This window comes from Acidithiobacillus sulfurivorans, assembly GCF_018853815.1.
In the GTDB taxonomy this organism is placed as follows: domain Bacteria; phylum Pseudomonadota; class Gammaproteobacteria; order Acidithiobacillales; family Acidithiobacillaceae; genus Acidithiobacillus; species Acidithiobacillus sulfurivorans.
The window spans coordinates 1-20,640 of the sequence record NZ_JAAOMP010000171.1 but is presented as its reverse complement, the minus strand read 5'-3'; the positions used below and the strand labels follow the sequence as shown (position 1 = coordinate 20,640).

28 protein-coding genes and 1 pseudogene are annotated in these 20,640 nt (G+C 48.5%); 6 read left to right on the top strand and 23 right to left on the bottom strand.

Features of this window, described 5'->3' with window-relative positions; translation table 11 throughout:
- Positions 1 to 195: 195 nt before the first annotated feature.
- The 7 genes from HAP95_RS16245 to HAP95_RS16215 all read right to left on the bottom strand — a co-directional run bounded on the left by HAP95_RS16245 (position 196) and on the right by HAP95_RS16215 (position 5,052).
- Positions 196 to 387, bottom strand: a complete 192-nt coding sequence (locus HAP95_RS16245; RefSeq protein WP_215885173.1) for a hypothetical protein — start codon at positions 385 to 387, stop codon at positions 196 to 198.
- Between the two features lie 268 nt (positions 388 to 655).
- Positions 656 to 1,003 (bottom strand): hypothetical protein, encoded by a 348-nt coding sequence (locus HAP95_RS16240; protein ID WP_215885172.1) that lies wholly within the window; start codon positions 1,001 to 1,003, stop codon positions 656 to 658.
- Between the two features lie 114 nt (positions 1,004 to 1,117).
- Positions 1,118 to 2,335 carry a carbon-nitrogen hydrolase family protein gene (locus HAP95_RS16235; RefSeq protein ID WP_215885171.1) on the bottom strand — a complete coding sequence of 406 codons (1,218 nt, stop codon included), beginning with the start codon at positions 2,333 to 2,335 and terminating at the stop codon, positions 1,118 to 1,120.
- Complete coding sequence (locus HAP95_RS16230; protein ID WP_215885170.1) at positions 2,332 to 2,571, bottom strand: hypothetical protein; 240 nt, start codon at positions 2,569 to 2,571, stop codon at positions 2,332 to 2,334. Before HAP95_RS16230 ends, HAP95_RS16235 begins: the two co-directional genes overlap by 4 nt.
- A gap of 178 nt (positions 2,572 to 2,749) precedes the next feature.
- Positions 2,750 to 3,070: a hypothetical protein gene (locus HAP95_RS16225; protein WP_215885169.1), complete on the bottom strand. Its 321-nt coding sequence runs from the start codon at positions 3,068 to 3,070 to the stop codon at positions 2,750 to 2,752.
- A gap of 27 nt (positions 3,071 to 3,097) precedes the next feature.
- Positions 3,098 to 3,547, bottom strand: coding sequence for a lysophospholipid acyltransferase family protein (locus HAP95_RS16220; protein WP_215885168.1), 450 nt, complete (start codon positions 3,545 to 3,547; stop codon positions 3,098 to 3,100).
- On the bottom strand, positions 3,547 to 5,052 hold the full coding sequence (locus HAP95_RS16215; RefSeq protein WP_215885167.1) for a UvrD-helicase domain-containing protein: 1,506 nt from the start codon (positions 5,050 to 5,052) through the stop codon (positions 3,547 to 3,549). Before HAP95_RS16215 ends, HAP95_RS16220 begins: the two co-directional genes overlap by 1 nt.
- Before the next feature lie 426 nt (positions 5,053 to 5,478).
- On the opposite strand from HAP95_RS16215, the gene HAP95_RS16210 reads away from it, so the two are divergent.
- The gene (locus tag HAP95_RS16210) at positions 5,479 to 5,928 is read left to right on the top strand and encodes a nucleotidyltransferase family protein (RefSeq protein ID WP_215885166.1); all 450 of its coding nucleotides are present in this window, start codon (positions 5,479 to 5,481) and stop codon (positions 5,926 to 5,928) included.
- Entirely contained in the window at positions 5,885 to 6,715 is an 831-nt protein-coding gene (locus HAP95_RS16205; RefSeq protein ID WP_215885165.1) for a HEPN domain-containing protein, read from the top strand. Before HAP95_RS16210 ends, HAP95_RS16205 begins: the two co-directional genes overlap by 44 nt.
- A gap of 640 nt (positions 6,716 to 7,355) precedes the next feature.
- Here the strand turns inward: HAP95_RS16205 and HAP95_RS16200 are convergent.
- The 16 genes from HAP95_RS16200 to HAP95_RS16125 form a co-directional block, all read right to left on the bottom strand.
- Entirely contained in the window at positions 7,356 to 8,978 is a 1,623-nt protein-coding gene (locus HAP95_RS16200; RefSeq protein ID WP_215885164.1) for a DUF4942 domain-containing protein, read from the bottom strand.
- 109 nt (positions 8,979 to 9,087) lie between these two features.
- A complete protein-coding gene (locus HAP95_RS16195) occupies positions 9,088 to 9,372 on the bottom strand; it encodes a hypothetical protein (protein ID WP_075323927.1) in 285 nt (94 codons plus the stop codon).
- A gap of 2 nt (positions 9,373 to 9,374) precedes the next feature.
- The gene (locus HAP95_RS16190) at positions 9,375 to 9,956 is read right to left on the bottom strand and encodes an HAD family hydrolase (protein ID WP_215885163.1); all 582 of its coding nucleotides are present in this window, start codon (positions 9,954 to 9,956) and stop codon (positions 9,375 to 9,377) included.
- A complete protein-coding gene (locus HAP95_RS16185; protein WP_215885162.1) occupies positions 9,956 to 10,213 on the bottom strand; it encodes an acyl carrier protein in 258 nt (85 codons plus the stop codon). The genes HAP95_RS16190 and HAP95_RS16185 overlap by 1 nt, the downstream gene beginning before the upstream one ends.
- 3 nt (positions 10,214 to 10,216) lie before the next feature.
- Positions 10,217 to 10,384, bottom strand: a complete 168-nt coding sequence (locus HAP95_RS16180) for a hypothetical protein (protein WP_215885161.1) — start codon at positions 10,382 to 10,384, stop codon at positions 10,217 to 10,219.
- Positions 10,371 to 11,561 carry a hypothetical protein gene (locus HAP95_RS16175; protein ID WP_215885160.1) on the bottom strand — a complete coding sequence of 397 codons (1,191 nt, stop codon included), beginning with the start codon at positions 11,559 to 11,561 and terminating at the stop codon, positions 10,371 to 10,373. The genes HAP95_RS16180 and HAP95_RS16175 overlap by 14 nt, the downstream gene beginning before the upstream one ends.
- A 36-nt stretch (positions 11,562 to 11,597) precedes the next feature.
- Positions 11,598 to 12,020: a hypothetical protein gene (locus HAP95_RS16170; RefSeq protein WP_215885159.1), complete on the bottom strand. Its 423-nt coding sequence runs from the start codon at positions 12,018 to 12,020 to the stop codon at positions 11,598 to 11,600.
- Positions 12,021 to 12,292: 272 nt separating this feature from the next.
- A complete protein-coding gene (locus HAP95_RS16165; RefSeq protein WP_215885158.1) occupies positions 12,293 to 12,601 on the bottom strand; it encodes a helix-turn-helix domain-containing protein in 309 nt (102 codons plus the stop codon).
- Positions 12,586 to 14,364 (bottom strand): DNA adenine methylase, encoded by a 1,779-nt coding sequence (locus HAP95_RS16160; protein WP_215885157.1) that lies wholly within the window; start codon positions 14,362 to 14,364, stop codon positions 12,586 to 12,588. The genes HAP95_RS16165 and HAP95_RS16160 overlap by 16 nt, the downstream gene beginning before the upstream one ends.
- A gap of 57 nt (positions 14,365 to 14,421) precedes the next feature.
- On the bottom strand, positions 14,422 to 14,979 hold the full coding sequence (locus HAP95_RS16155) for a hypothetical protein (RefSeq protein ID WP_215885156.1): 558 nt from the start codon (positions 14,977 to 14,979) through the stop codon (positions 14,422 to 14,424).
- Positions 14,966 to 15,163, bottom strand: coding sequence for a hypothetical protein (locus tag HAP95_RS16150; RefSeq protein ID WP_024895388.1), 198 nt, complete (start codon positions 15,161 to 15,163; stop codon positions 14,966 to 14,968). The genes HAP95_RS16155 and HAP95_RS16150 overlap by 14 nt, the downstream gene beginning before the upstream one ends.
- Positions 15,163 to 15,465, bottom strand: a complete 303-nt coding sequence (locus HAP95_RS16145; RefSeq protein ID WP_024895389.1) for a pyocin activator PrtN family protein — start codon at positions 15,463 to 15,465, stop codon at positions 15,163 to 15,165. The genes HAP95_RS16150 and HAP95_RS16145 overlap by 1 nt, the downstream gene beginning before the upstream one ends.
- On the bottom strand, positions 15,462 to 15,749 hold the full coding sequence (locus HAP95_RS16140) for a hypothetical protein (protein ID WP_215885155.1): 288 nt from the start codon (positions 15,747 to 15,749) through the stop codon (positions 15,462 to 15,464). The genes HAP95_RS16145 and HAP95_RS16140 overlap by 4 nt, the downstream gene beginning before the upstream one ends.
- The gene (locus HAP95_RS16135) at positions 15,749 to 16,015 is read right to left on the bottom strand and encodes a hypothetical protein (protein WP_215885154.1); all 267 of its coding nucleotides are present in this window, start codon (positions 16,013 to 16,015) and stop codon (positions 15,749 to 15,751) included. Before HAP95_RS16135 ends, HAP95_RS16140 begins: the two co-directional genes overlap by 1 nt.
- Positions 16,016 to 16,354: 339 nt before the next feature.
- A complete protein-coding gene (locus HAP95_RS16130) occupies positions 16,355 to 17,236 on the bottom strand; it encodes an OB-fold protein (protein WP_215885153.1) in 882 nt (293 codons plus the stop codon).
- A gap of 37 nt (positions 17,237 to 17,273) precedes the next feature.
- A complete protein-coding gene (locus tag HAP95_RS16125) occupies positions 17,274 to 17,819 on the bottom strand; it encodes a hypothetical protein (RefSeq protein ID WP_215885152.1) in 546 nt (181 codons plus the stop codon).
- A gap of 233 nt (positions 17,820 to 18,052) precedes the next feature.
- On the opposite strand from HAP95_RS16125, the gene HAP95_RS16120 reads away from it, so the two are divergent.
- The 4 genes and pseudogenes from HAP95_RS16120 to HAP95_RS16105 form a co-directional block, all read left to right on the top strand.
- The gene (locus HAP95_RS16120) at positions 18,053 to 18,487 is read left to right on the top strand and encodes a CII family transcriptional regulator (protein ID WP_215885151.1); all 435 of its coding nucleotides are present in this window, start codon (positions 18,053 to 18,055) and stop codon (positions 18,485 to 18,487) included.
- Positions 18,487 to 18,885 carry a YdaU family protein gene (locus HAP95_RS16115; protein ID WP_215885150.1) on the top strand — a complete coding sequence of 133 codons (399 nt, stop codon included), beginning with the start codon at positions 18,487 to 18,489 and terminating at the stop codon, positions 18,883 to 18,885. The genes HAP95_RS16120 and HAP95_RS16115 overlap by 1 nt, the downstream gene beginning before the upstream one ends.
- Complete coding sequence (locus HAP95_RS16110) at positions 18,882 to 20,132, top strand: DUF1376 domain-containing protein (protein ID WP_215885149.1); 1,251 nt, start codon at positions 18,882 to 18,884, stop codon at positions 20,130 to 20,132. Before HAP95_RS16115 ends, HAP95_RS16110 begins: the two co-directional genes overlap by 4 nt.
- 14 nt (positions 20,133 to 20,146) lie before the next feature.
- Positions 20,147 to 20,640, top strand: a pseudogene (locus HAP95_RS16105) (ATP-binding protein); the annotation flags it as partial.

Here is a 20,640-nt window from a genome sequence, read left to right as displayed (position 1 = left end):
ACGGCCAATAGCCTGTTCAATCGCCGTGGACATGCCGCCACCACCGGCGAACAGATCGACGGTAATTTCTTCGTTAATTCCAAGTATGAATTGCGAATTCAGCATTAATTATTTCTCATGTTCTTTTAGAAAAAAGGCCCGCCCATCAGACGGGCAATAGCCGCATAACAACCGCTTACCACACTTTCAAAACCGTTATTTCTCTTTTTTCTTCTGTTTTTCACTCCAACCCACCAGAAACGAGCCAACCAACCATTCAAAAGGTCTGGCGATGATCCAAAGGCCCGTCTCCAATACCCACAAAATCCTTTCTGCTGACTTGCGCACCCATGGGCGCTCAAACTGCCGAATGTACCAGGCATCCAGGGCGCGAACTTTGTTGGTCATACAGCGTACTATCTTGATGGCATCAACCCTCATTAAACGCCACATCCATCACACGTTATAAACATCATACACAAAAAGTAAGCTATAGTATACTATGTTTTCGGAAAACATACACACGCAAGCAAAGGTTCAATGACCACCATCCCTGCGCGCGTAGAGATGTTCCAGGTATTGAATCACATCCGTTTTCAGGTGTGAGAATCGAACGATTAGGAAATTCCTAATCGTTGCCCTTTCCTTTCGTCCCCGCATACGCGGGGCAACTGGTTTACTTCGACAAACGCGCCTGCACCCACTGCGCGTCTGCTTTCAGGTTTCTCGACAGATCCGTACGGGTAATGCGGATTCCGATCAGCCGATTGGCTGCCTGCGCAAAAGAGGCTTTCGTGTGCATTTGTGCCGCCGTATTTTGCAGCGCAAAGTCCAGCCCCTGCACACGGGGCGTAATCTTCGATACCGGCGCACCATGGGCCAGTGCATAGCTCAAACTATGAGCGGCCAGCGCTTCCTGGTGCAACTGCGCCTTGACGGGCAGATGACTGACGGGGCCGCCCGCGAAAGCCAACGCGGGGGTAGCGACCAAAATAAAGACTGCTAAGAGTGATTTCTTCATCATTTCAGGTTTCCTTTTGCAAAGTCGTACAACTGGGTATAGACAAACAACAAACACCTTATGACCCCGTGTTAAACACAGGGTCGTTTTTTCGTCCGCACACACTGACCGGCGCATTCACAAGTTCACCGCCCTCAACACGGGAACCCCTAAAAAACGTGCCCAGGCATCCACGGATACCAGCTGAATGGCGGGAATACTGGTCCACCTGGCCCACCAGACATCGGCGGGTGCCAATAAAACCTGTACGCCTGAATGCCAGATCCCCAACGCGGGCCATACCAGCAACTGTTCATAACAAATGAGGTACCCCACACGCACTCCGTCCACTGTAGCCAGTTCAGGATTTCCGAAAACATGCATCCGAAAACTGTTCCGGGGTACCCATGGGTGCCACATCGAAAACGGTACCGGAATCCTGTCCGGTAATATCTTTTCTTTCCCATCATGCATCTGTATGAGCGCATCCACATACTTCTGCCGACCAGACAAAACATCCGCACCCAACAATACGGTTGTGGATGGATGTTTGGCCGTGTACTGCAAGACGGGTTGCCAGATGGCCCGGGTACCTGGTAACCACGGCCCCGCAATGCCCTCCGGCAAGAGCACCACCCGATCACCGCTTTCCAGATCCTTCAAGACTTGCGGAACCAGACGCAGGGAGGTCGTCACATAGGATATGTTCGACAGCTCACCATAATCGGTATCGATAGACACCCAGCCGGCGGGCAATGCGGGACTGGCCGGGCGAACAGGCACACCCCATACGCCCAAAACAAAGGGCGTCCAAAGATAAGCAGACAGACACATGGCGGCCACCAAAAAAGCAGTCATCTTGTTTTCTTCCCAGCGACCCAGCCCGTAGATCAGCATCAGCACAACAAGAATGCCTCCCCATCCAGTAGGCAACGCCCCAATCCATGGACTGGTCCAGCCAATGACACCCAGTGGCGGGATGATCGTGGAGAAGATGGACGTGATCATTGTGGCCGCCAATGCACCACGCCCACCCCCACGGAAATACAAATACAGATAAGGGTAAGCCAGATAAGGCATGGCAAAAAGACAGGAAGATCCCATCCAGAATCCTATCCCGAGCCACAATCCTGCATGCGGAAAAAACACATCCGTGCCATGAATCAGCCCGTTGGTCGTCGCCAGGTGGTATCCCAGCATGACCAGGAACGGCGCCACCCAATACCGACGGTTCACCACCGGTAAAAGCAACAACGCAAAAGGCGCCAACCATATCGCATGCGGCCATGCCGCAAAGCCTACGACTGATCCCAAAATCAGGTAAGAGAAAACGCGCTTTAGAGAGCCTTCTGTCATGGGTTTGTCCTTATCCATTTTGCCTCCAAAATCAATGCAGCCGCCATGCGACGCGCCTCATTGGAAAATTCGGTTTTTAGAATCTCATCAGCCAATACAGACAGTCTGGATCCTGTCGATGCCCCCTGAATTCGCATCCACTGTAATTGCACGCGGATATCGTTCACGAATTCCTTTGGGAACAGTGTCCCATCCGTGATCAACCAATTCTCGATAAATTGCCACTCAGGGCGCATGCCGCTTCGCCCTTGCCCTGGTACATTCAATCTCATGCAAGGCATCACGTAAGGCCGCCCGCAGCTCGTCGTTCAGCCCAGGCAATAATCGTGGATCGGTTGATCTTGCTCGCAGAAGGGATCGCCAATAGATCAGACGGACATCTATCGGTAAAACTCTATCATCCATAGAAACATCTCAATGAAAAACACGCTGTTCTGTATGGGATTGCCGATACATGAGGTCCATCCTGTGCCATTTTTCTTGCAGGCTGGACAAAGCGGACTCTTTGTTAATGCTTAACGAAATGAAATACAAACGCACAACTGGATCTCGCAGCAGATAATTTCGCGCCTCATCCACCTTTTTCCAGTTATTTTCTGTGGATCGCACCCCGCTGTCGCCTTCCCACAAACTTTCATTCACAACATCCAGCAATAAACAGGCAACAAGATCACGTCGCTTATTTTGGATGTCTGGGCTTTCGTATATCGTGCTGGCTGATTCTATCTTTTCCATGAAAACTGCTCCTTTTCCTGTAGCTGCCTATAGCAGCAAGTCGTCAACCGTTTTTTGCCTCTTGTCCTCAAATTGAACGACAGAGACGCCCGGCCACCAGCGACGATGGTCCAATTGCATATGCCATACCTGGCAAGATGATTTTCGAGCCAACCATCTGGCCCCTGGCGCATCTGGCCGATCCGGAATATCCACCCCAATGCCTTGCGGAAACACGACAACGACTTTGTCATCACGCAATATCTGTAAGAGCTTTCTTAGCCCCATGAATGACCCGGCATCTAACGGGATCATCTCATGCCCCCCGTAATGTTTTCCGAAAACATTCAGCAAACGACGCCAGACCGGGTGCAGTGCATAATCCGGATCCACCGGGAATACTGCAGGGCCAACCCCTTGTCGGTATAATTCCCGCGCAACCGCCAAACCATCCAGCAAGGAGGTATGCGGTCGCACCAGTATCAACAACCCCGGCATCAGGCTTCTCCTTGGGTCACGTCAACAAAGGATTTCCCCTGGGATAAAACGCGCATCGCCCGCGTTTTCGCGACATACAGCAGACGCTTTTCCTCATCCCCCTTGAGGCGCTTGGGATTGAACAGATCATCGGAAAGATGAACAGAATCGAACTCCATCCCTTTACCCGCATGGGCGGTGATCGCAACCCGTTGACAGGATTTCCAAACGTCCTTGTCCTGGTCCAGGTCTTGCGCCTGCCCCATCGCTGTTTCCAGAACATCCGCTCCATACTGACCCACCAGGTCCAGCCAGGTTTTCAGATCACTACCGGATTCCGTCTGAGCATGCTCCATGAGATCATTGACCGACTGAAAAAGTGCGAACTGCCCTGAAGGCCGACCCGCTTCCGTAGATCGATAATCTCGCAAAAAAGACTTAATCCCACGTAGTCCACTGACGCCGACGCGAACCCCCTCTTTGAGCCCATCCAGCGTCGCAGAAACCACTTGTCCATTCGTCCGTGAGATAACCGCTCTGGTCCCTGGCGGAACATCAGCGCTCCTTTCAACCCGTGACCTTTTTGAAGGCAGCACATTCAACAGGTATTTCGATCCCAAAGCGGCCAAGACTTCATTGGCGTCATCCGCCACAGCCTGTCCAAAACGGAAACTGGTTGTCAGAGGCGTTTCGGGTAAATCCAAAGAGGCCATGGCATTCTCAGCCCCCCGCCAACTATAGATTTGCTGATGCGCATCCCCCACATAAAAGACGGGCAAAGATTGCGCCGTGGTCAACATCAACATCAAATGATCCGCATCCTGCGCCTCATCGAACAAAATATATTCGTAGCCAAAGCGGCTGGATGACAGGTCCGGCATGGACGCAACAAATTCGCGTAAATACAAATCGTGCGTCACCGGAAAATCGCTCGTGGGCCTGCGCATTTCGTTATAAATTTTTTGTGCCAGCGGCAAGGCTTCCGCCTGGATCTGGAAACAAACCTTGCGTTGCATATCGTTTTCAATCCGGGATTGACGCTGATCTACCTCAGATTTCGTCACATCGGGTTTCCATGCAAAGATGGTTTTGCAGGCATCCGGCCAGACTGAATGTTCAGGACCCACCTCATCATCAATGGTGCGGAGAAACTTCCCCAGAGAATCCAGGGCCATCCCCGAAACCAAAAAGGCGTGATCGCCACCGACACCAAAACGCTCCCGAATGAATCCGGCATTGAGACGTTGATTCAACCGCGAACCATACTTCTTGCCGAATCCGGCAAAAGCCAAAGAATGAAAGGTTCGTGCCGTGCAGTTGGTCCCGGAAAACCGTTTTTGCGCTTCGACCGCAATCCCTTTATTGAAGGACAAATACAGCCCCCTCTTCTTTCTTAGCCCCCGGGCAATTTCCGCGAGTGTCGTGGTCTTGCCCGTCCCTGCCAGGGCCGACATCTTGAAGCTGGACATCTTTTTAGCCATGTCCACACCCTGAATCTGTTCGTCGGTCAATTTTATTTCAGGCACCGAAGTTTCTCCTGCGTTGTTCGTCCTATAGCATGATCCTATCATACATGAATAACCTGATTATGGTATACTATGTTTTCGGAAAACATCACATAGAAATGCCCCTGCAGTTATCCCCATCATCCACGACCCGAAGTCCAGGCAACGAAGGGGACCCGACAGAGTCCCCGGCGGTAGCCTGGATTGTGGGTGGCAAGCCGGAACGTGTACCGGCTGGTCGCTGGAAGCGAGCCATCCACAAGGTGGTGAGTGATGGGGATAACTGCAGGACGAGATCTGAGAAAAGAGGGATAACGTTTATGGTATACGGTGTTTTCGGAAAACGTGGTATACACTAATCAAGTCGGGCAATGATTATTGATTGCCTGAACTCTGAATGGCGTCTATTATTTTTTTGAGATCGAGAAGCACAATCCTGGGGTAAAGATGATTTCCAGTGAAGTTCGTCAATGGCTTAATCAAGGACAGGCCCGCATTCGTGAAGCGGTTCATGCGGCATCCGATTGCCGCATGGCTGCCGCAAAAAGTCAGGTGGTACCTGCAATCGTCGAACACCTCAGCGCAACACGTATATGGGTATTTGGTTCGGTCGCACGCAGAAATGCCTCGGAAGATTCCGATATCGATGTTTTTGTGGAATGCGACGGACCATCGGCACAATGGCCATGGACCAAACGCCAGGACCTGGTCATCAACGTCCTCAAGACGCTCAGAAAGCAGGGTTTCACATGGGGTTGCGATATCATTATTTGGTCAACCGAAGAGGTACGCTTGGGATCCAGAAAATCTGAACCCATGATGGAAACCATCAAAAAGGAAGGGGTGTTGATTTATGAGCGATCAGGAAAGAATACAGCGATCCATTCAGTGGTTTGAATTGGCGCACGACGATCTGGAAGCAGCACGCGCTGTTTTTGACAAAGGCATCTACAACATCGCCTGTTTCCATTCACAGCAGGCCGTAGAAAAGGCGTGCAAAGGGCTAATCACCGTCAGCCAAGGTGATTACGACCGTGTACATACGATTGGAGCCATGCTGTCCAAGATGCCACAAAACAAACAAATTGAGGAACTGGACCCTGAACGTCTGGACAAGTTTTATATCGCGACCCGCTATCCAGAGTCACACGCTCCAGAAACCCGAATTGCAAAGGCATATGGGAAAAGGGACGCACGCGATGCGATAGACACCGCTGAAGGCATGCTGTCACTCACGCTCGAATGGGCAAAAGCTTGTGGCGTCACGCTTCAGCATGCTCCCGAACCCAGCGCCGTCGAAATACAACGTCCTTACTTGGAGGCGGACCTGAAAGCTGACAATGAAGAAAAGTGGTATTCGCTGAAAATCTATGCGGACAAGGGAAATGCTCTGCTCGCATCCCTGCAGATAACGGAAAACAAAAAACTGGTTTCCATTCAGGCAAACCTGAAAGTCAAAGACGAGAAAGATGGCGGATTGCTGGTATGTGGTGATGGCTTTGATGCCAAAATAGACCAGAAAGGCAAGGTGCATTTTTTTGAAGGCAAGGAACAGGTACGTGGACCATTCCACCCTTCTTTGAAGGCCCCTAAAGGGACCGACGTGAATGATTCCAGCATAAAGGACCTCAGAAAAATCCTGGATGATCGTATCCACCGAGGGAAAGGACCATACATCGATTGAAAGCGAAAGGATCCCCCCCTACCCTGCCCTCCATGTATTCCGAAAACATGGCGTAAGTAACCCCTGCAGATATCCCCATCATCCACGACCCGAAGTCCAGGCAACGAAGGGGACCCGACAGAGTCCCCGGCGGTAGCCTGGATTGTGGGTGGCAAGCCGGAACGTGTACCGGCTGGTCGCTGGAAGCGAGCCATCCACAAGGTGGTGGGTGATGGGGATATCTGCAGGGCCTCTCATTGGAAAACAGGGGAGAGATAGTGGTTGTTCTATACTACGTTTTCGGAAAACGTAGTATAGAACAACGGAACCCAACCCCTTTATCTTGCGTTCACTATCTCTCCCCTGTTTTCCTTTTTTGTTTCTGAAACTGATGAGAAACGCCATGAAACGGGAGTGAAACACGCTGACCGAGAGGCAAAACCCAGGTATTTTTTGATGATTATGGTATACCACGTTTTCGGAAAACGTGGTATACCATGATTGAAAAGCGACGAAAAATCCGGAAAACACAAAAATACAGGCATTATATGGTATACCACGTTTTCCGAAAACGTAGTATAGAACTTGGAAAAGGCTAATTTTCATCTTTTATGGTATACCGTGTTTTCGGAAAACGTGGTATACCTTAACCCCAGCAGGATCAAGAAGCCTTTTTCAGGCCGATCAGAGGGAACATTTCGGCAGACTGCCCAATTTCCAGTTCTGCCTGTTCCATAAGTTCAATCACCTCTTCCTCGTATTTTTCCGGATCGTGCAAAACCTGCCAGCCAATTTTTTTCATGACCTTGGCGTTGACCTTCTCAGCCGATTTGTAAGCGGCCTGATCTACTTCGTCCCCGTAGTTTTCCGGTATCCATTGCCGGGCCTTGCCAACAATGATATTGATCCGGTCGATCATTTTCTGGTCCTTCGGGAAAAAATGGATGGTGCCGATGCCGGGATAAAAGCGCACCTCAAAATAGGTTCCGCTAAGGCGTTGACCGTTGCGAAGGGCGTCCATCTGATGCTCAAAGAGATCGGAAAGACCCACTTGCGGGGTATTCTTCCCATCCAGAATCGCCATCACCCTGTCTATCTCTTGCAGGCGCAGCTTTTGAAAATAATCCAAGGTGGAGCGCCAACCATCCAGAGAAAACCCACCCAGGATGAAGCGACGGCGCTGCAAGGCCATGCCAATCTGATGCTTTTCATTAGACTTCCAGGATTTATACAATACACAATTATCCGAGTAGCGATGCACAACCTGATCAAAGAAATTGAGGATAACCTGCTGCTGAAAATCCCCCTGGTTCATAGCGAAACCCTGCATAAAGCCGTAGATGTTCGCTTCGGTGAAAGAAAGAGAACAAACCGGCTCAAAATCGCTGAGGATTTGTTTGATGACTTTGCTAGTTAGGTACTTGCGAAAATCGGACGTATTCAAGACGCTGATCCACGCCGCCCGCTTGAGTTCGCTGTAGCTGGCCGAAAGCCGTTTGTGCAACGGATCCAGACGTTCCTCAAAAGGCATACCATCTTCGACGACGATCTTGCGCACCTCCGCACGAAAAAACGTATCGTAAATGTACGAGCGTTCTTCCGCGATGATCTTGCGCTTACGCGCTTCCCAGGTAGCATTGAATGCGCGTACCAGTTCGACAACCTGCCCATTACTGATAGCCAGCCCTGTCCCTTTCTCGACTTCAGCAAACTCGGTTTTATCCGCTTCTAGTCCAGTGAGAATATCAGCATCCCAGAAACGGCCATCCCGCTTTTTTTCGAGGTAAACCATAGCAATTTCTACTTCAGTTTTCCGCTGAGTGTCCGGCGACGTGAAAGCGGCTTCTACAAATTCAACGCTACCATGCAATTTCACCAAGTCGGCCAGGCGTTGTTCGTCAGCCGTAGTCGGGTTTCTCAATCCGGTCGCGTTAATAATGGCCGCGATTTCACCGACAAAGATACCATTCCAGGCATGCAGTACATGCTTTACGCCCACGCGAAACGGCGGGTTCATCAAAATATGCGAATACATGGACAAATCCTTCGTGTCCATGAAGTCGGTGCCGACAATCGTTCCTTTCTGGCGCAGCACGTCATGGCGGGATATATCCAGTTCAATGAGGTCAATCACATTCTGTTTCATGCCATGTGGCAAGGGCCGCAGCAAATCTCCATTGCCTGCATGCGGTTCCAGTAGCTTGATATAAGGGTGTTTGAACAGGGACACGAGGCGCGAGGCCAATGAAAGCGGGGTTGGGTAAAATTGATAAAAATCACTCATGGTTCACTCCTTTAGTTATATTTGTATGGTATATCACGTTTTCGGAAAACATAGTATAGCTTAACCACAAGGATCATTTTCATGGCGTCACGAAATTGATCAGATTCCGTCACAGCCAGAAAACAACCACCTTCTTTCCATTTTCTACGGCTATCTGGCAAGGAATGCTCTCCACGGAAGTGAGCTTCTGAAGAACCGCTTCACGATTTTTATCCTTTCGGTACAACCATCCTACAACGCAATCCTGCCCTTCCATCCAGATGCCTACCGCCTGATCGTCAAACCGGTTTTCTGGATCTCGTGCAATCCTGGCTACATGCTTTGAGGGAATAGCCTTCAGCCCAGAACGTCCAGGGAACTCCTGATTAAAAGCCAAGTTGGATACTCTACGCATTTTTAACCCCACTTCCGCATACTGGCTTCCAGGGCCACGGGAAAGTCCATCACATCATCCACAACGCCCACAGCATCAGGGACTTCACCCATATCATATTCTCCACAGCAGTAGTATCTGGCACACTGCATTTTCGGCAGCATGTCCGCATGCAAAACATGCTCCCATTGATCATCCAGGAACCCTACGGCGCCCAGATCCTGCAGAATATTGGCTTTGTCTTGCGACGTAGCCGTCCAGCCAGCACAGACAATACGCCCATTAGGTACAAGTCCTGACAGGGAAATGGCCCGGGATCTCCGCTGTTCTTCACCAATGGCCGTCACCACCCAAATCTCGAAGCCCATATCTTCCAGGGCATAAATCAGGTTTTTAGCATCCGGCAAAAGGGGCATACCCGACCAGAACACCTCATCCTGAGCCAGGTCATTCCAAAAGCCATCTACCCCATACCGCTCTGACACTTGAAAGCTTTTAGAAAGCACCGGCAGCTTTCGTCCCAGCTTGTACTCCATGTGACGCTGAAAATGCCGATCAAAATCCAGTAAAACCCCATCACCATCCAAGGCAATCTTTTTACGCATTACTGACCCTCCTTTTGTTTTTCCGCAATCAGCGGCCAGACATCCCGTTGAATATCGGAAACACGATTCCACGTTGACACTTGCGCGACAGGGATATCCAAATCGAATGCTTCTTCGATCATCATGACCAGATCCATGGCGTCCATGGAATCCAACCCCAGATCAGCCAAAACCGGATCAGAATCCCAATCAATGGGGTGGCTGGACCAATCATCAACCAGGCCTTTTAATTTTTGCTGATAATCTTCTAACTGCACGGTCTATTTCCCTTGTTTTATGCGTTCAACACGCCTCTGCATCTCCATCAACAAAGCAATCAGTCGATCACGACGGGCAGGGCTCATCTTTTCGATCAATTCTACCCAGGCGCGATCTTCCATGTCATAGTCTTCATCACGCCAGTTTGAGATTTTATCATGGCTGCACATCTGAATGACCACCCTTCCCGTGACCGTTTCGATCCATCTGAACAGGCGCTTGCCCAAGCGCTTCATACACTTTGAGCAACTTTTCTTTTGCCTGCAAAGCATCATCGGCCATTGTTCTCAATTCAACCACAGCCTCCCAAAAGGCGCCCAGCGATGATTGAGCGGTCCTGTATAGATGCTCCAGACGTTCATGCAAATACCCCAAGTCAGTTTCTGCTTCTTCCATTTCAATCCCCTTTATTGCTTCGGTGGACCCAACATCACTGTTTTCCGAAAACATGAATACATCGTCATCCACCATCTCCGGTTCTACGAACATTGCCTCAAAATTCTCTAAACTGGAGTTTTTAATTGCGCAGATGCGGAAAGCATCCATAACAGAAGAGGCGTATATGTGCCGTGTCTTACCTGGCATCAGTCCATTAACAACTTGCGGCATTTGTTCAAGTTTTTGATCGGGCGACACGATCAAGCTGTGATAGAGTGTTTTCAAGACATAATCGATATGGCTTGCCATCCCTTTCCATCTGCTTTTATCCCCGTAGATGGCGCGAATGGCGCTATCCGGAATCATACGTTGAGTATGTAGCGCCCCTTTGGAGTCCCGCACAATTGCCCCTACCAACAAACGATCTTCATTGCCCCCGGAGAGGGTGACAAAGATTGGGCAAACATAGGTATTAGGAACAGGCGTAGAACCATCATCCGTCTCTACAACATCACCCAGGCTATCTACCATCGATTCAGGTGCTTTCAAGTCATGATCAACCTCTGCAGACGCCTGAGACTGAGAACTTTGTTCAGGAACATCCTCTTCCTTCTGGTCCGGGAGAGCAAAAATCTTTTCATCTGTAATGGACTGCTGTTGCACTAACAGCTTACCCGCCTTGACTTGCTTATTAGCAATGTCACGGATCCTTTTACGATCGAGTCCTGTACATCGCTGAATCGCATTCAGACTTTGATGCCCCGTCTTCACGGCATCCAGAATGATCTCCGCTTGTGTCTTTGTCTGATTCAAAACAACCACTCCTGTAGTTTCATCCTTTTTGTGGGTAGATACCGTTGCCGTTACTCGTCCGGCGTCTCTACGAAAAGGCTCAGGACCTGGCCGATATTCCTCTCGTTGGCCAACAGAAAAACCACCCACCGGTCTTGCTGAACATGTTTCATTCATAAGTAATCACCATTCCAATAACAATCATAAAAAAGATTAACGATCACACTGTACTGCATCACGTAATCGACCATCTGCCTTGGATTCCAAATAATCGTGCAACACGACACGCACAAGGACTCCCAAAACTATCAATCCAAAACCCAACCATATCCAGTTGCGACCGAGCATGTCTGCACAATGCAACCCCACCGTGACAGCTATCATGACAAACCCCAGCAATGCGATGAGCGGTCCAGCATTAAAAAGCGGAATGTCCCTGAGCGCCAATTGATGCAACAAAACGGCCTTCACAGTCGCATCAGAAAAACGGTCCTCAAACAAAAACTCCAGGTGCAGATAAATAGTTTTATGGAAAGGCCAACCAGTAATAGACGCGGGATAACAAGATCGATGGGCACAAAAGCGTACCTTCGCCTGGTGACCAATCATTTCTTCCAAATCTTCTTTAGTTCGCACTTTTCAATCCCCCTGCCAAATACGTGGCCGCCCACGCTTACGTTTACTCAGCCCCCTGCCTGGCAAAACAGGTTCTGACTTTACAACCAACCCGGACAACCAGTCCTCTACCATTTTTTCATCCCATCTTGGTCCCCTAAAACCGGGCAATACTATTGCCGGCGGCAGCCGCCCGGGATTTGCACTATAAAGATTTCTTACGGCCCCCGGCGTAACCCGCAAAATGTCAGCCAATTCACCATATCCCATTAACCTATGAGCGGACATACAATTTACCCCCTATTCCTACGTTTCCGGAAAAACTCCCGAGGAGTAATCTTTTCTGGTTGGACGGGTACGTCGCAATCGGTATTTTTTACATTGGGAATCGCTTCTGGCTCAACCGGTTCATCAGGTGAGATGCCATTTGCCTCATTTAACCACCGATCAAGATCTTCAGGACGACAACGCCATATTCGAGTACCTGGTAGAATCGTTCTGGGTGGCAATTTTTCTGGATTCACACTTGCCCAACGATTAACCGTTTTTACGGAAACGTTCAAAAGGCCGGCCACATCTTCTAGTTTCAGCAAGGGGCGCATGACAATGACTCTTGCCCAAACAAATTCAAGGTGGTTGCCTGAATCCTGTTATCTGCACGATACAAGCTGAGTTTCGGATTCAGCCAGAGCCGTTCCACCCGTGCGGTATCCGTCGATTCAACTCCTCTTGTCCTTCCAGACCGACAATTCACCGGAAAATCCACATACGTCCATCCGGTCGTCTCCAATCTTTTTGCATACAGTTCGCTGGGATAACCAGAAAGAGCTACATAGCCCTGCAACTCAACCAATCGATCCAGCAAAATGGCATGCTCCTCTGCAGACTCCATATCGTTGACGTATCCGCCTGACTTCCTGGTACTATCCAGATAAGGCGGATCACAATAAAAGACGGTATCAGGATCATCGTAACGTGTCAGAATCGCCGCATAATCATCATGCTCTATGATGACGCGACGTAGGCGATCTCTGAAGGTGAGCAGATCATCCACGGCATGGCGCATCGAGTCGGCGCGATTATCCAGTTTCTTGGCAAAACCAAAGGACGGATTCTCCAGGTCGGCCATAAAACTTGTCCGAGACAGATAAAAGAATCGGACAGCCCTTTCAACGGAAGATAATGTACGGGTATCAATTCCGCTGTATTCATCATGCAGAGCCCGGGAATACGGCGTTGACTGCAAGAGATACTGAAGTTCATCAGCATGATCGCGCAGCGTCCTGAAAAAATGAATAACTTCTCCGTCCATATCATTGATGACCTCAACCCCGATAGATGGACGGGCAAATAAAACAGCAGCGCTACCCGCAAAAGGCTCGACATAGGTGCTACCACGATGTGCCCTTGGTAAATAATCCAGAATATTTCGCGTCATCCTGATTTTCCCCCCGAATCTGCGAATAGGACTGATCAGCCCGGCAAAAGATTCATTGTCTGAATCGGTAAAATCATGCAGTAATGGGCTATCGACAGAACGACTTGGCTTTTTGTCCACCGCCGGCATGAAGATACCCAATTCTTCATCCCCACTGGGTATGGTTTCTGCAACATCCAACGGATTGTTTTCGGAAAGCATGTCGTCCCAATCCACAACGCACAGTCCGACACTTTCACCGGCCCTCAAAAGTATTTCTAAAGGCATCCTGGATCCCACTCCCAACCCTTTAGGTAAAAACCCCAGGGCATGCATGTAACGATCCACCCTCAAATCGTCTGCATGAAAAATCTCGGATTCGTCCGTTTTGAGGTCCACTTCATCGCCACACAGGAAGAAGTCCGAATCATCCTTTTCATTGATCTCATAGAAACGGACTGGGCCTTTGTCGTTATCACGCCAGGATGTAGCAATCAGATCCCGTTCCTGAATCAATCCACAGAGATCCCTGCGCGTTTTATATCCAGCAAGTATCCTTGCGATATTGGGTAATGGGACGCTTTCAAAATCGTGCGCATCTGCAAGTTTGTGAACCACAGCCGCAAAGACTGATTTGGCATAGTCCATATCCAACTGATGTGCAAGCAGGCGATTTTTAATAACGGGAACCGCCGATTCGTATGCCTTGGCATATATCTGATTGTAAGCCAGATCGTGCCGCATGGTGAACGACGATCGCTCCCGATAAAAAAGCACTGCAAGTGCCAACGGCACATAACGGGCATGGTCAAAAAAGGCATCTGAATATTTTCCGCCAAAGTAATCCCCAACAAACAATCGCGGATTATCCATGAATGAGCCTACCGACTGATCCAAAAAAGCAATACCGGTTTCCATATATAAATGATGCCCGATTCTTTTATTCATGTATACTATATCATCACCAATGACGCATGCTTGCATGAGATAATTCCTTGAATAGTTTCACTTTGAATACCTATCTCTAGTCGCTGCAACCATCAATTTCCAAAGGTTACGCCCCGCCCCTGATCGATCAGCATGATAGACCGTCACTGAGCTATCTGCAGCATGAATATAAAACAGCAAATCAACACCAGATAAGGCTTTTTTATAATTTTTCTTGGCAAACGGTGAGAGAAAAAAAAGCAAGACCATAAACTGGAAAGAACTTAACACCGCACCCAGATCAAGCCGTGCTGTTGGTACCCAGTAATCTTCTGGTTTCTCCCACACCTCTGCTGCAAAGTCCACATCATCCGGTGCAGCAAAATCTTCTGGTTTCACGCTTTCAATATCCACACGAACAAGCAACTCTGCGCCAGACCACTTCAGGTTCTCTTCTGAAAGAGTAAACAAACCCTTGGCGATTTCACGAGAAATGCCATAAGAAATGGGATCTCCCTGAGAAAGTGAAGCAAAGAGTTTCTGGATATTCTCCATTTCCGTGGTCACACGCTCTTCGGTGATCCCTATCCATGGAAAGTGATTTTCTTCGCTAAACCGGGCATCAGGCATCGTCAATTTCGCTCAATGCCAGGTCTTCGGTTTCTTCATTGCTTCGGATTCTTGCAGATCCGCCTGCAGCATTCACCGCCATGGCCGCCTGCATCAGCAGGTCAACGGCATCACGAGTAAAGGCATCACCCAGTAAAACATCATCTTCCACATCAAACAAATCATCATAAACCGCTAGAGCATTACACATCACACATCTCCTTTATAACGATAATCTTGCGAAAATCCCGCGCTATGCTGCGCACTCTGCCGAGCTTCCCAGTCCTCAATGGACTTCTTTCGAGCGGTATCAAGGTACTCAGCAAGATCGGTCACGCGCACCATCCAGGGCGATTTCTGGGATCCCAGGCGAAATGCGGGGAAAGGGAGTTCACCACGCACTGCCCTCATGGCCGATTCCTTGCGACTCATCCCCAAATATTTACTGGCTAATACTTCAAGTGGTATATCGGCCTGCCCATATTCCGCCATGAGTAAAAAAACGGTATTCATCTGGACATGCCCTTGCCGGTTGCCCCGAGCAAAACCCTATGCCCAGCGTCAACGTCATCGAAATCAAATTGGAATTTTCGTGGGTTTGATCGAGGCAGATCATCCCACAATGAAACAGGGTGAAGCTTTTGAGGATCTGGAATCACCAGGGCGAGAGTACGCTTGGATCGTTTCAAAAATGTTCCGGCAGGAGCCTGGAGCATAATGCGGCAAAGAATCTGTTCAGCCCGCAAAGCCCGCTCCGCATTTTCAGATACAGGGACGCTTACCAATACGCGATCCATCACAGAATCACCTTGCGCACACTGCCAGCACGGGATACCAATTGCATCAGTTCAGCGATTTGCACCGATGCATCAAACAGATAGGTTAGTTCTATACCATCACGGTAGGTAACAACGATTTTGTTTTTTTGGACATCGGCCTGTTGATGAACGGCTGATTCCAATGGAGGACATGCCAAATATCCGGCGCCAAGCTTTTTGGGAAGGACTTGGCGGCCTGCTGCATTTGCTGCGGATATTGCGGAAAGTGCTGATAGGTTTGACATGAAGGAACTCCTTCAACAATGAATGCAAGTGTCTACTAGGTACCCGATGCTGCAATGGTATCTATTAGATTCCTTGGTGTCAAACTTTTTGATCTCAGAACTTTTCGCTAGGATGCGATCTCTGCCTCGAAAGCAATACACATCCTAGCCAATATGTCGTCTCAATACATACACGACGGCACAACAAAAGTATCGTTGACAGTACCACAGATGCGCTGAAGAAACCCAAACGGGCGCGATCTATCAGAACACGCCACAAAGAAAACCGATCAACCCGACAGGGGAAGCTACGTTAGAAAGAACCGCAAAGAGAAGAGGCTTGAACTATTTTATGAGCAGTTACTTAACAACAGAGCAACTAAAGAGATTTATTGGCTCAAGAGTGATTCCATCGTCTAACTTATTAGCTAATTTAGGATCAAACACCCCTTTAATTGTAACTGTTTTACCTTTGCTAAGATTCATAACTTCACTAACATTAGCTTTAGAAACCTGGCAATAGACATAATCATTAAACCCCCTATCATTTATATTGACGTTTGGTGCCCCGTCAATCCCTATAGAAGCCCCGCCATTAGGTGCTGATGTAATATTTGATAAAACACCACTAACTATAATTGTTTTATCGTTGTATTTTTTCTTAAATGCAAAACTATTACTGTTATATTGACCAACAATGTCAACTGCAGATAAAGATAAAGCAGATATTGCAGATGTTTTTGGCGGCATTGGAGATCCGAAAAAACCAGCGCTTTTCATCAATTCAATATCTTTAGAACTACTTTTATCTGGATAATCTTCAAGCAGAATTTTTGCATAGTTGGCAATCGTATATGTTTGCGGCATGAGTAGACCGGTATGGGATGAAGACAATGCATCCATCGCCAACAAAAGTCCTACTGAACTCCCTGCACTAGACGCGTTCGTCATGCCATGATCTATACAATATGAGATACCTTCGGCGGCAATACTAGAATCTTCTTTAGCCAACACATAATTTCCCATTTTGTAGTAATTCAAAGCGTCTTTAACAAAATGTAGGTTCACCTCTGGTGTGCACCTTTGCACTGAAGACTCCATCGAGAGATTATGAAATATTTGATTTGGTGTAATCTGATCCGTTTTCCCTGTATTTGCTCCAGCAAACGCAGTCGGTGAAGCGGCCAAAAATCCCATCATCAATATTGAATTCAAACATGCGGCATTTAATTTACGTGACATTTATTATCCTCTATTTGTAAGCGGGTAGATTTTAATGTCATGAAACATTTTTCCTACCCTGTACAGAACAAGCCAGCTCATTAAGAATACTTTCGTTTAGCTGTTTCGTTTTCTCAGACTCCCGTATAAATTCATCTTGCTGTGATGCGGTCATACCTCTAAAGTTCTGCAAAAGTGCCATTTCTCTGGGGCCTAATGTCATTTCTACAGACGAGTCCGAAGATTGGTGCCCGTCATGACGAACATCCATCCATCCGTCCGACTCCCCAAGCGTTCTTTCAATTTTGCGGCAAACATCATGACCAAGATCTCGTTTTCGCTTGTACCCCTTAGTCTGGACACCATTCAGAACATTTTGTAAGTATTTTTTACTTACAGGATCAACCCCTTTAGTAGCCATAGCGTCAAGAAGCCCATCGATGCTGCCGCATCTTTGAATTGCTTGCTTCAAATTACTGATATGAATTTCTCTTATATTCATTGAAGAATGGTAACCCGAGGACACTTCAGTGGTAACCATCTTATAGATACCCGTGTTGACACATAAGTGTCTTATAGGTACCCTGCTTTCATGAACCTGCATGATATTTACTCCATAGATGGGCCAAAAGTCCTTGCCAAGCTGGCTGGACTCACTGGCGTAACAAAAAAACATCTTTATTTCTGCGCGACTTACAGAAAACGACCTAGCTCAGAACTCGCATGGAAGCTTGTGGAAGCTGATCCCAGGCTCACGCTCAATGATCTGCGCCCCGATATATGGCGGAGCCAAAAATCCCTTAAGCGGCAGAGCTCAAATTCAAGTGAGTCCGTGTCATGCTGACCCCTCTCCAAAGGTGCGTATCGGATAACACCGACTACCCCCCGTTGGGGGAAAAATCGGAAGCACCTATTGTTGAAACAGAAAATCTCGAAGTCTCTCATGGCTTCGCCTCGTTACCAGAAAAATCACAAGGAGGAAGCTACATGCAAGCGGCCTCAACCGAAATCAAAATACAATCCCTGCTCTTGCGGCAGATTATGCATCTCGGCCAAAAGCAGGTTGCAGAATCTATCGGTGTAGCAGAATCCCAATTTTCCCGGTGGTTAGGAGGAGAGGCCGGACTCAAGTTTGAGCAATACTGCCGAATGCTGGAAATCCTTGGCACACAAATCTTGAGCCCAAGTGAAGAAGGTGAATCCTCAACCTCTGTGTCCACGGAATATCTGCAGGCCCTGAAAGTGATCGCAAGACAGGAGCTAATGAGATAATGATCCCTATTGAGCCATATCTCACTGAGTTGTCAGCCATTGATCCACCTATACTGCCAGGCACAGATCTGAGGTGTGAGCGATGGTTCAATCTGGATATCGTGAGCCTGCAAAACTCTGAATTTATACACACAGCAAATCCGGCAGAATTTATGGCCGGCTTTCTGCTGTGGACAAGAAGCTTTCATCAAGTGCCTGCGGGCAGTTTACCTAATAACGAAGCTGTATTATCCAAGCTGGCAGGCGGATATAACTATCAATCCGCAAGCTGGAAAAAGATTCGCACAATGGCATTGCATGGTTGGGCACTCTGTTCCGACAATCGGCTTTACCACCCCATGGTAACTGACGCCATTCTGGAAATCCTGCACCCAACAGGAAAGAGAGGTAGAAAATGACCGATTCCATATTGCCAGAACCACTGGTCGAACCTGGGACGTGTGTACCCAGGAACTTCCAGTTTATGCGGTTGGATGTGGGCAGGCTCCTGGACAGTGAGTTTTGGCATACGGTATCTTTTGAGGCTCGTGGTGTTGCCATGGGTCTTTGGCTTGCGGCATTTCGCCAAACGCCAGGAGGATCCTTACCCGACAACGATGAGTACCTGGCATCGCTGGTTGGCCTGGGCAAGACCAAGACTTCCGTCAGAAAGTGGCTGAAACTCAAGACAGAAGCCATGCACGGCTTCACCTTGTGTAGTGATGGACGCTGGTATCATCCTGTTGTGGTGGAAGAAGTATTACACATCTGGAATGGCCGATCTGCACAAGAATATCGATCCCGTGAAGACAACGATCCCAGAGCCAAAGACCGTGAACGTCTGCGCCGGTGGAGAGCCAAGCAGAAAGAAGCCAAGGTGGCTGCTGCCGGAAACGAAACGGGCGAAACGAATCGCGAAACGCCCATGAAACGTATCAATGAAACGGTAGAAACGTTACAAGAAACGGATAAAGATAAAGAAGAAGATAAAGAAGTAACGTTTCATACGTTTCAGAAACACGTTTCAGGAACGCTCGAAACGGAAACGCCAAACGTTACACACACACTACCTGAAGACACTTTCCATCAAGAAGTATCTTCCCCAGAACCCAATAAAGACAGGGCTTATAACCATCAGGTTGCGGACTGTGAAAGCCTGTCAACGCATACAACAGGATCACAGGTAGCCCTTGAAGACCGCAATAACCCAACCGTGGTTTTTGTGAAAAAAGAAAAAAATAATCCTGAAGAAAAAAATAGCGGATCCCTTCCTGAAAAAAGTTTTTCCGAAAACGGTAACAGCGCGGCAAAACCCACTGCTCCGACTGGCGCTGTTGAAACGGTAGACAACCCAAAGGAAGGGACCCGAGAGGGTGTGCTGTGCAAAGAACTCCGCAAGCTCGGTATCAGGGCAGCTCCGCACATGGAAATAGTCAGGGAAATGTGTGGTCGCCATTCTGATGAGCACATCTTGGCAGCAGCCGAGTTGGCCCTGGAACGAAAAGGGAGTGGGCTTCACGTTGGCTATATTGCTGCGATGCTCAAAGATACCGGCAAACCCGGAAGAAGGGATGGGAATAGTGGTACACAAAAAGGACATAGCCCGCCTAACAGGTCACTACTGCCACCTTTGGCCGTTGAGCAATCTCGTGCATTTAAGTTATAGGAGGAATTTACATTATGGGCTTACCTGATAATTCCGGTTCTGCTGGTAAAAATCAGCCAGGAATCCACATAGGCGATATGGCCAAGGACATCCTTGCCCGATGGGGATTTGATACCAATAACGTGTCGATACTACCGGATCGGCATCCTCAATATCGAGAGTGTGACCGTCATGGACGCTTCCCAATCTCGATGGTAGATGAGCAGGATGTTATCCGTTACCTACCGCCAGTCTGCCCGGTGTGTGCTGCCGAAAAGACCTCCCAAAGACTCATGGAGATTGCTGCGATTCCAAAGCGTTATATGGCATGCGGGTTTGACAATTATACGATCGAATCCCCACATCAGCAGCAAGTTCTGGATGTCTGCCGTGCGTATGCTGACCATTTTGATGAGGAAGATCGACAGGGTTTCAGCCTCATTCTTTGTGGAAACCCTGGCACTGGAAAAAATCACCTGGCATCTGCTATTGCGCATACTGTTCTATCCAAAGGACACAGCGTACTGCA

Coding starts and splice junctions, on each gene's coding strand:
- HAP95_RS16245 (WP_215885173.1), bottom strand. CDS start 387: ATGACCAACAAAGTTCGCGCCCTGGATGCCTGGTACATTCGGCAGTTT.
- HAP95_RS16240 (WP_215885172.1), bottom strand. CDS start 1,003: ATGATGAAGAAATCACTCTTAGCAGTCTTTATTTTGGTCGCTACCCCC.
- HAP95_RS16235 (WP_215885171.1), bottom strand. CDS start 2,335: ATGACAGAAGGCTCTCTAAAGCGCGTTTTCTCTTACCTGATTTTGGGA.
- HAP95_RS16230 (WP_215885170.1), bottom strand. CDS start 2,571: ATGCGCCCTGAGTGGCAATTTATCGAGAATTGGTTGATCACGGATGGG.
- HAP95_RS16225 (WP_215885169.1), bottom strand. CDS start 3,070: ATGGAAAAGATAGAATCAGCCAGCACGATATACGAAAGCCCAGACATC.
- HAP95_RS16220 (WP_215885168.1), bottom strand. CDS start 3,547: ATGCCGGGGTTGTTGATACTGGTGCGACCGCATACCTCCTTGCTGGAT.
- HAP95_RS16210 (WP_215885166.1), top strand. CDS start 5,479: ATGATTTCCAGTGAAGTTCGTCAATGGCTTAATCAAGGACAGGCCCGC.
- HAP95_RS16205 (WP_215885165.1), top strand. CDS start 5,885: ATGAGCGATCAGGAAAGAATACAGCGATCCATTCAGTGGTTTGAATTG.
- HAP95_RS16200 (WP_215885164.1), bottom strand. CDS start 8,978: ATGAGTGATTTTTATCAATTTTACCCAACCCCGCTTTCATTGGCCTCG.
- HAP95_RS16195 (WP_075323927.1), bottom strand. CDS start 9,372: ATGCGTAGAGTATCCAACTTGGCTTTTAATCAGGAGTTCCCTGGACGT.
- HAP95_RS16190 (WP_215885163.1), bottom strand. CDS start 9,956: ATGCGTAAAAAGATTGCCTTGGATGGTGATGGGGTTTTACTGGATTTT.
- HAP95_RS16180 (WP_215885161.1), bottom strand. CDS start 10,384: ATGTGCAGCCATGATAAAATCTCAAACTGGCGTGATGAAGACTATGAC.
- HAP95_RS16175 (WP_215885160.1), bottom strand. CDS start 11,561: ATGAATGAAACATGTTCAGCAAGACCGGTGGGTGGTTTTTCTGTTGGC.
- HAP95_RS16165 (WP_215885158.1), bottom strand. CDS start 12,601: ATGCGCCCCTTGCTGAAACTAGAAGATGTGGCCGGCCTTTTGAACGTT.
- HAP95_RS16160 (WP_215885157.1), bottom strand. CDS start 14,364: ATGAATAAAAGAATCGGGCATCATTTATATATGGAAACCGGTATTGCT.
- HAP95_RS16150 (WP_024895388.1), bottom strand. CDS start 15,163: ATGTGTAATGCTCTAGCGGTTTATGATGATTTGTTTGATGTGGAAGAT.
- HAP95_RS16145 (WP_024895389.1), bottom strand. CDS start 15,465: ATGAATACCGTTTTTTTACTCATGGCGGAATATGGGCAGGCCGATATA.
- HAP95_RS16140 (WP_215885155.1), bottom strand. CDS start 15,749: ATGGATCGCGTATTGGTAAGCGTCCCTGTATCTGAAAATGCGGAGCGG.
- HAP95_RS16135 (WP_215885154.1), bottom strand. CDS start 16,015: ATGTCAAACCTATCAGCACTTTCCGCAATATCCGCAGCAAATGCAGCA.
- HAP95_RS16130 (WP_215885153.1), bottom strand. CDS start 17,236: ATGTCACGTAAATTAAATGCCGCATGTTTGAATTCAATATTGATGATG.
- HAP95_RS16125 (WP_215885152.1), bottom strand. CDS start 17,819: ATGCAGGTTCATGAAAGCAGGGTACCTATAAGACACTTATGTGTCAAC.
- HAP95_RS16120 (WP_215885151.1), top strand. CDS start 18,053: ATGCTGACCCCTCTCCAAAGGTGCGTATCGGATAACACCGACTACCCC.
- HAP95_RS16115 (WP_215885150.1), top strand. CDS start 18,487: ATGATCCCTATTGAGCCATATCTCACTGAGTTGTCAGCCATTGATCCA.
- HAP95_RS16110 (WP_215885149.1), top strand. CDS start 18,882: ATGACCGATTCCATATTGCCAGAACCACTGGTCGAACCTGGGACGTGT.